This is a genomic window from Methylobacterium indicum (assembly GCF_001043895.1).
Taxonomy (GTDB): domain Bacteria; phylum Pseudomonadota; class Alphaproteobacteria; order Rhizobiales; family Beijerinckiaceae; genus Methylobacterium; species Methylobacterium indicum.
Genome location: NZ_JTHF01000224.1, coordinates 1 through 7,248 on the forward strand (window position 1 = coordinate 1; position 7,248 = coordinate 7,248).

8 protein-coding genes and 1 rRNA gene are annotated in these 7,248 nt (G+C 68.7%); 8 read left to right on the forward strand and 1 reads right to left on the reverse strand.

The window, feature by feature from the left end; all coding sequences use genetic code 11:
- The first annotated feature begins 112 nt into the window (after positions 1-112).
- A 5S ribosomal RNA gene (gene rrf, locus QR78_RS24210) occupies positions 113-228 on the forward strand.
- Positions 229-473: 245 nt separating this feature from the next.
- Here the strand turns inward: rrf and QR78_RS24215 are convergent.
- Positions 474-1,001: a hypothetical protein gene (locus QR78_RS24215; protein ID WP_048430154.1), complete on the reverse strand. Its 528-nt coding sequence runs from the start codon at positions 999-1,001 to the stop codon at positions 474-476.
- A gap of 501 nt (positions 1,002-1,502) precedes the next feature.
- Here QR78_RS24215 and QR78_RS24220 point away from each other — a divergent pair.
- The 7 genes from QR78_RS24220 to QR78_RS24250 form a co-directional block, all read left to right on the forward strand.
- A complete protein-coding gene (locus tag QR78_RS24220) occupies positions 1,503-2,189 on the forward strand; it encodes a GntR family transcriptional regulator (protein WP_048430155.1) in 687 nt (228 codons plus the stop codon).
- A gap of 46 nt (positions 2,190-2,235) precedes the next feature.
- Positions 2,236-3,072, forward strand: a complete 837-nt coding sequence (locus QR78_RS24225; RefSeq protein ID WP_053221058.1) for a transporter substrate-binding domain-containing protein — start codon at positions 2,236-2,238, stop codon at positions 3,070-3,072.
- 24 nt (positions 3,073-3,096) lie between these two features.
- Positions 3,097-3,762, forward strand: a complete 666-nt coding sequence (locus tag QR78_RS24230) for an amino acid ABC transporter permease (RefSeq protein WP_048430156.1) — start codon at positions 3,097-3,099, stop codon at positions 3,760-3,762.
- A 10-nt stretch (positions 3,763-3,772) separates the two neighbouring features.
- Positions 3,773-4,438 carry an amino acid ABC transporter permease gene (locus tag QR78_RS24235; protein ID WP_048430157.1) on the forward strand — a complete coding sequence of 222 codons (666 nt, stop codon included), beginning with the start codon at positions 3,773-3,775 and terminating at the stop codon, positions 4,436-4,438.
- A gap of 12 nt (positions 4,439-4,450) precedes the next feature.
- Complete coding sequence (locus tag QR78_RS24240; protein ID WP_048430158.1) at positions 4,451-5,227, forward strand: amino acid ABC transporter ATP-binding protein; 777 nt, start codon at positions 4,451-4,453, stop codon at positions 5,225-5,227.
- Between the two features lie 44 nt (positions 5,228-5,271).
- A complete protein-coding gene (locus QR78_RS24245; protein ID WP_048430159.1) occupies positions 5,272-6,195 on the forward strand; it encodes an aminotransferase class IV in 924 nt (307 codons plus the stop codon).
- A 10-nt stretch (positions 6,196-6,205) separates the two neighbouring features.
- A partial coding sequence (locus tag QR78_RS24250) for a chloride channel protein (RefSeq protein WP_048430161.1) occupies positions 6,206-7,248 on the forward strand: 1,043 nt, incomplete at its 3' end.

Genomic DNA, 7,248 nt, shown 5'->3' on the forward strand with positions numbered 1-7,248 from the left:
TGATCCGTGTCCGGATCAGACACATGAACAACCACACACGATGACGACCCGCGGACCAGCCACAGGCTGCAACCCGCGAAAGACATGCTTGCCGAACGACGTGCTTGGCCGGTCTGGTGGTCAGAGCGGGGTGATCAGAACCCGATCCCATCTCGAACTCGGCCGTTAACCGCCCCAGCGCCCATGGTACTGTGTCTCAAGACACGGGAGAGTCGGTCACCGCCAGACCTGCCAAGCACGTCACACGTTCCCTCGTCACGATCGAAACCACGAAGCCCGCCCGGCTCACGCCCGGCGGGCTTCGTCGCGTTCAAGCCCCCTCGCCTCACGGCCTCCCCCGCTCCATCGCCGCTCCGGCCGATCGAGCGACGTGGTTGTCCGACTCGGGTTGCGCCGGTGGCGCAACTCTACCGATTCACCATCGGAGGCTTGGCAGGCAAAGGCCGCGCTCTGGACGCGTCCGGACGGGCGGCTCAATCGAACAGCTCGAGTGTCTCCGGGGGGATCGGCGGAGCGATGTGAACCGGGACCGCGGCATGGCCCATGACGTCGACGAGCGCCAGGAATGCGTCTTCCCCGGAGATCAGGTCGTAGGGCTGGGAGGCTTCGGTCGTCCGGCGCTGCATGACGATCACCGACGCGTGTTCCTCCCCCTGCCCGATTCTCGCTGCCAGCGCCTCGATACGCCGCCGTTCGTCCGGAGACAGCTTTTCCCATCGGGGGCCGGGATGCCGCACTTTGTCTGCAGGCAGCGTGGTCACGGGTTCGTCCGCGGCACGATGGATGTGAGCGAGATCCTCCGCCCTGCGGCAGACCTCCGCCATTACGCCCTCGAACCTGGCAAAGAATGCGGCGGCGACGTCCTCCCCCATCACTTCGACGAGGAAGGCGGCGGCCAGGCCGGTTTCCGCGGCACGCGTCTCCGATTCCGTTGCTGCGTCCCGTCGCCGATGGTCGAAGCCGGACGAATCCGAGCCATCGACACGCTGAGGTCGTTTCATCGCGCTGTTTCCCGGGCCGGTAGAGAATTTGGGCGCCCCTGAAGGGCAACATCTCCTGTTAGGTCCTGTCGCGCTAGCGCCCGCAACGCCGACCGCCCCATCGGCCAAGGCATGAGCCGCGCCTCCAAGCCAAGCCGACAAGTCCACCCACGGACGGTGTCCGGACAGCGTCGGTGGCAATTTGCGGCTTGGATGACGACCGAGGCGCGGGCCCGCTCGGGTGGCTCCACGGCCTGAATGCGAAGAGATGCCGTGTCGTCCTGCCATACCGATTCGATCCCGGGCGCCTGTGTCCGGCGTCCTCGGCAGGCACGCGGTCTGGTTCGGTGCAGTCCGCACGGGGATTTCTCCGGGTGGCGGGGCGCGGCTCCCCGGGAGGGCGCCAAACGGTGCACAAGGTCTGCTCGACAATCGTGCACGCCCCCTCTTGCATCGTGTCGTCGATTGTTGACAATCGATCACCAGCGAGGCCGCATGACTGCTCGACCTGCGAAAACTCCCATGGACGGCTTCTCGCGCGTGGCGAAGCACACGTTTCGCAGCCGCATCGCCGACACTCTGCGCGACGCGATCCTGAGCGGGAACATCGAGCCCGGGTCGCAGCTCGTCGAAACCGCACTCGCCGAGCAGTTCGGTGTCAGCCGCGGTCCTTTGCGCGAAGCGATCCGGCAACTGATCGAAGAGGGAATCCTCGAGACGGTCCCTTATACCGGGACCTACGTGATCGATATCACGGTCAAGGATGTCGACGAGATCTACTCGATCCGCCGCAATCTGGAAACGTTCGCGTTCGAGCAGCTTTGGGACCGGCGCGGCGAGGGATTCCGGAACGAGTTGCTTCGCCGGCACGAGGCCCTGACGGCGACGATCGATGCTGGTGACGACAAAGCCAGCATCCTCGCCGAACTCAGCTTCCACGGCGCCGTGTACGAAGCCACCGGGCATTCGTTTCTGCTGCGCATCTGGCAGAGCCTTCGCGGCCGGCTGCAGCTCTACTGGGCCGCGCATCACCGTGCCCATGGCATCCGCGGACCCCGGCGGGACGGTCACGACGCGTATCTCCGTCTCGCTCTCGGCGACGACCTCGCGGCGATGCGCGGCGAGATCGAGAGCCACATGCGCCGCGGCGCCGAGCAGACGAAGGCGTTCCTCGACGGACGCGAGCCGAGGCCGGGGAGACGGGCGTAACCGTCGCCGCGCACCGAAAACACCGATCAGCATCAGAAGAACTTCCATGACCCGTCGACGCGACGTTCTCGCCCTCGGTCTCGTCTCGGCGGCGACGGCCGCCGGCCTGCGCCCCGTGGGGGCGCAAGGCCGGACGTCGCTCGATCGCGTCAAGCAGAGCGGAAAGCTGCGCATCGGGGTCACTTCGGCCGAGCCGTGGTTCTTCAAGGATCCAATGGCCGGGACCTGGAGCGGCGTCGGCATCGATCTCGGAACCCAGCTGGCGAGCGACCTCGGCGTCGCGATGGTGCCGGTGGAGACGAGCTGGGCGAACTGCGTCGCCGCGATCCAGGCCGACCAGATCGACGTGATGTTCGTGCTCGATCCGACCGAGGAGCGTCGCAAGGCGATCGACTTCCCGGACAGCCCGCTCTTCTACTACGCGGCCGGGGCGCTGGTACGGCCCGATCAGGCGGCCACGTCCTGGAGCGACCTCGACAAGCCCGGCATCCGCATCGGCGTGACGCTCGGCACCTCGGTCGACCGCACGGTGACCGAGACCCTGAAGAGCCCCAGCATCAGCCGTTTCTCGAACAACGACGAGGCGGTGGCCGCCTTCGCGGCCAAGCGCGTGGATGTCGTCGCGCAGTTCCACCCGGCACTCGTCGTCCAGTATGCCCGGCTCAAGCTCGGCAAGGTGGTGCTGCTCAAGCCGGTGAACCCGGTCGCCACGAGCGCCGGCATCCGCCGGGACGCCGATCCGGCGTTCAAGGTCTGGCTCGGCGAGCGCTTCGCCGCCCTCTACGCCGCGGGCAAGCCGCAGGAATATTTCGCCAAGTACCTCCAGGCCCGCGGCATCGACCCGGCGACCGTACCTGGCCTCGTGCGGGAGAAATGGGCCTGACGCCCTGACCCGAGGAGGACGGTCATGACTTATGCCTGGGACTTCATGCCCGTCCTGCGCCATCTCGACATGCTGGCGCTCGGGCTCGTCAACACCGTCAAGATCGCGGCGGCGTCGATCGTGCTCGGCGTCGCCATCGGGCTCGTCCTCGCCCTGATGCGGCTGTCCCCGTCCCGGCTCGCGCGCGCGCCTGCCACGGCGTTCATCGAGTTCTACCGGAACACGCCGCCGATCGTGCATTTCTTCTGGTTCTTCTATGCGCTGCCGGTCCTGGCCGACATCAGCCTCGATCCCCTCGCCGCGGCGATCCTCGCGCTCTCGACCCAGTCGGGAGCCTTCTACGCCGAGGTGTTTCGCGGCGGCATCGTCTCGATCGAGAAGGGGCAGTGGGAGGGCGCCAGGGCGCTCGGGATGAGCCGGGCGCAGCTCATGCGCCGGGTCGTCCTGCCGCAGGCGATCGGCCGGATGGTGCCGCCCTTCGTCGAGCGCTCCTTCGAGCTGACGAAGACCACGGCGCTCGCCTCGACCCTCGCCTATGGCGAGCTTCTCTACCAGGCGATGCAGGTCAACAGCCAGACCTTCCGACCGCTCGAGGTCTACACCGTGGTGGCGCTTCTGTACCTGGTTCTGCTGATCACGGCGAGCGCGCTGGCGCGCCTGGCCGAGCAGCGCCTCACCGCCTATCGCTGAGGTCCCGGACATGACCTACGACTGGGATTTCAGCCTGCTGGCGCAGAACTGGCCGGTGCTGCTGCGCGGCCTCCTCGTCACGGTGGAACTCTGGATTCCCGCCATGGCGGCCGGGCTCGCGCTCGGCTTCGCCCTCGGCCTCGCCCGCCTGTCCCGCTCGGGCTGGGTCGCCAAGCCGGCGCTGGGCGCCATCGAGGTGTTTCGCGGCACGCCGGTCCTGATCCAGCTGATCTGGTTCTTCTACGCCTTTCCGATCGTCATCGGCGTCCAGCTGTCGCCCTTCGTGGCGGCCCTGCTCGGGCTCACCCTCAACACCGCGGCCTATTGCGCCGAGATCTTTCGGGGCGGGATCCAGTCGGTCCCGAAGGGGCAGTTCGAGGGCGCGCGGGCGCTCGGCATGACCCGTGCGCAGGCGATGCGGCGGGTGATCCTGCCCCAGGTCCTGCGTCGCATGCTCCCGGCCTTCACCAATCGAGCCATCGAACTGGCAAAAGTCACTTCGCTCGCTTCCGTGCTTTCGGTACATGAGTTGATGTACCAGGGCCGTCTCCTGAGCGCGACCTATTATCGACCGCTCGAGATCCTGACCACGGTGGCGATCGTCTACTTCGTCCTCATCTATCCCGGCAGCTTCCTCTCCGCCCGCCTCGAGCGGCGCCTCGCCGCCCGCAGCTGAAGGGTTTCACCCATGACGACCACTCCCCTGCTCGAGGTCGAAGGCCTCCACAAGGCGTTCGGCCCGCACGAGGTCCTGCGCGGCATCGACCTCGCCGTGATGCCGGGCGAGCGCGTGGCGATCATCGGCGGCTCGGGGTCGGGCAAGAGCACGCTCCTGCGCTGCCTGAACTTCATGGAGGTCCCGACGGCGGGCCGGATCGCCCTCGACGGCCGGACGCTCGGCCGGCGGGGGCGGGACGGCGGAACCGTCTATCCCGAGAGCGAGCTGTGCGGGGTCCGCCGGCGCGTCGGCATGGTCTTCCAGCAGTTCAATCTCTTCCCGCACAGGACGGCGATCGAGAACGTCATGGAAGCCCTCGTCACCGTGAAGGGCACGCCGCGGGCCGAGGCCCGCGCCCGGGCGGAGGCCGAACTCGGCAAGGTGGGCCTCTCCGAGAAGCGCGACGCCTATCCGAGCCGGCTCTCGGGCGGACAGCAGCAGCGGGTGGCGATCGCCCGGGCGCTCGCGATGGATCCCGAGATCCTGCTCTTCGACGAGCCCACCTCCTCGCTCGATCCCGAGCTCGTCGGGGAGGTGCTGCGGGTCATCCGCGGCCTCGCCGGGGAGGGGCGCACCATGCTCCTCGTCACCCACGAGCTCGGCTTTGCCTACCACTTCGCCACGAAGGTCGTCTTCCTGGCCGACGGTCGGTTCTACGAGGTCGGAACCCCCGACGAGGTCCTGAAGCACCCGCGCGGCGAGCGCACCCGCAGCTTCCTCGCGCGCCACAGCGAGTTCGCGTTCTGACGCCATCGTCCGGCAGCCCCCGACACCACCGAGGAACCACCCCCTTGTCCGGCACACAGACCACCAGCGCGTCGAGCGCGCAGGGCTATCTCGACGATCCTCGCAACGAGGGCGTGCTCGTCTACGTGAACGGCGAATTCGTCCCCCGCGACCAGGCCTCCGTCTCGGTCTTCGATGCCGGCTTCGTGCTCGGCGACGGGGTGTGGGAGGGGTTGCGTCTCGTCGACGGCAAGCTGCTCGCCCTCGCCGATCACATGGACCGGCTCTACGAGGGCGCGGGCTCGATCGCCCTCGATATCGGGCTCACCCGGGAGGAGATGGTCGCCGCCATCCGGGCAACGCTCGCGCGCAACGGGATGCAGGACGGCGCCCATATCCGCCTGATGGTCACCCGCGGCCGCAAGCGCACGCCGAACCAGGATCCCCGCTTCGCGCTCGGCCGGGCCACGATCGTCATCATCGCCGAGTACAAGACGCCGCGGCCCGAGGCCAAGGCCGCCGGCCTCACGCTGATGACCTCGACCATCCGGTGCAGCACGCCCGACGTGTTCGACCTGCGGCTCAACTCGCACAGCCGCCTGAACTTCATTCAGGCGCTGATCCAGGCGATCAACTGCGGGGCCGACGAGGCCTTGATGCTGGATCAATCGGGCTTCGTGGCGAGCTGCAATTCCACCAACTTCTTCATCGTCCGCAAGGGCGAGCTGTGGACCTCGACGGGACGATGCAACTTCAAGGGCATCACCCATCGCAAGGTGATGGAGATCTGGCGCGAGAGCGGCGGCACGGTGCGCGAGCTCGACTTCACCCTGGCCGAGACCTACGCCGCCGACGAGGCCTTCGTGACGGGGACGCTGGGCGGGATCACCCCGGTGACCCGGATCGACGGCCGCCGCATCGGCACCGGCAGGCCCGGTCCCGTGACCGCCGACGTCGCCCGTCTCTACCAGGCCTACACACTCCGCTAGGATCCGCCCGATGCGGCTTCCCCGAGTGGCTGCGTGGCGGCCCTCCTTCGTCCTGCGCCGCCTGGTCCGGCAGGAGGAGATCCTCGTCGTGGCTCTGTCGGGCCTCGTCGGCGTCCTCGCCGGGCTCGTCGTCGCGGCGATGATCCTGGCGGCCCGGGAGGCGCATGTCCGGCTCTTCGGCCTGCCGAGCGAGGCGCTGAGCGGGGCCGAGGCGGTCGCGCCGTGGCGGGCGCTCCTGGTCCCGGCGGCAGGCGGCCTCCTCCTCGGGGCCTTCGGCATGTTGCTCGCTCGCTGGCGCCGGGCCGGGCGCATCGTCGATCCGATCGAGGCCAACGCCCTCTATGGCGGGCAGATCTCGGGCCGCGACAGCCTGATCGTCGTCGCGCAGACCCTGGTGTCGAACGGCTGCGGCGCCTCCGTGGGGATGGAGGCGGGCTACACCCAGGCCGCGGCCGCCATCGCCTCGAAGCTCGGCCGGGCGTTCAAGCTCCGGCGCAGCGACCTGCGGGTCATCGTCGGCGCGGGTACGGCGGGGGCGATCGCGGCGGCCTTCGACGCGCCGCTGACCGGCGCGTTCTACGCATTCGAGCTGGTGATCGGGGCCTACGCCATCGGCTCGCTGGCACCCGTCGTCGTCGCGGCGATCTGCGCGGTCGGTGCCATGCGGCTCGTGGTCGAGCCGTCCTCGTTCCAGGTCGGCTTCGCCGGGACCCTCGCCCTGCGCGACTATGCGCCGATCGTCGTCATGGGCTTCGTCTGTGCCGCGGTGGCGATCGCGGTGATGCGCGGCGTGCCCCTGGTCGAGGCCGCCTTCCGGCGCAGCCGCGTGCCGCTCCCGTTGCAGCCAGCCCTCGGCGGACTCGCGGTGGGCGGCCTGGCGCTGGTCACCCCGGCGGTGCTCTCCTCCGGCCACAGCGCCCTGCATGTCGGCTTCGAGGCCTTCTACACCCCCGGCATGCTGGTCATGCTCATCGCCCTGAAGGCGGTCGCCTCCGCCGTCTCGATCGGGTCGGGCTTTCGCGGCGGGCTGTTCTTCGCCTCGCTGTTCCTCGG

Excerpts from the sequence above, each read along its gene's own strand:
- QR78_RS24215 (WP_048430154.1), bottom strand. The coding sequence starts at position 1,001 with ATGAAACGACCTCAGCGTGTCGATGGCTCGGATTCGTCCGGCTTCGAC.
- QR78_RS24220 (WP_048430155.1), top strand. The coding sequence starts at position 1,503 with ATGGACGGCTTCTCGCGCGTGGCGAAGCACACGTTTCGCAGCCGCATC.
- QR78_RS24225 (WP_053221058.1), top strand. The coding sequence starts at position 2,236 with ATGACCCGTCGACGCGACGTTCTCGCCCTCGGTCTCGTCTCGGCGGCG.
- QR78_RS24230 (WP_048430156.1), top strand. The coding sequence starts at position 3,097 with ATGACTTATGCCTGGGACTTCATGCCCGTCCTGCGCCATCTCGACATG.
- QR78_RS24235 (WP_048430157.1), top strand. The coding sequence starts at position 3,773 with ATGACCTACGACTGGGATTTCAGCCTGCTGGCGCAGAACTGGCCGGTG.
- QR78_RS24240 (WP_048430158.1), top strand. The coding sequence starts at position 4,451 with ATGACGACCACTCCCCTGCTCGAGGTCGAAGGCCTCCACAAGGCGTTC.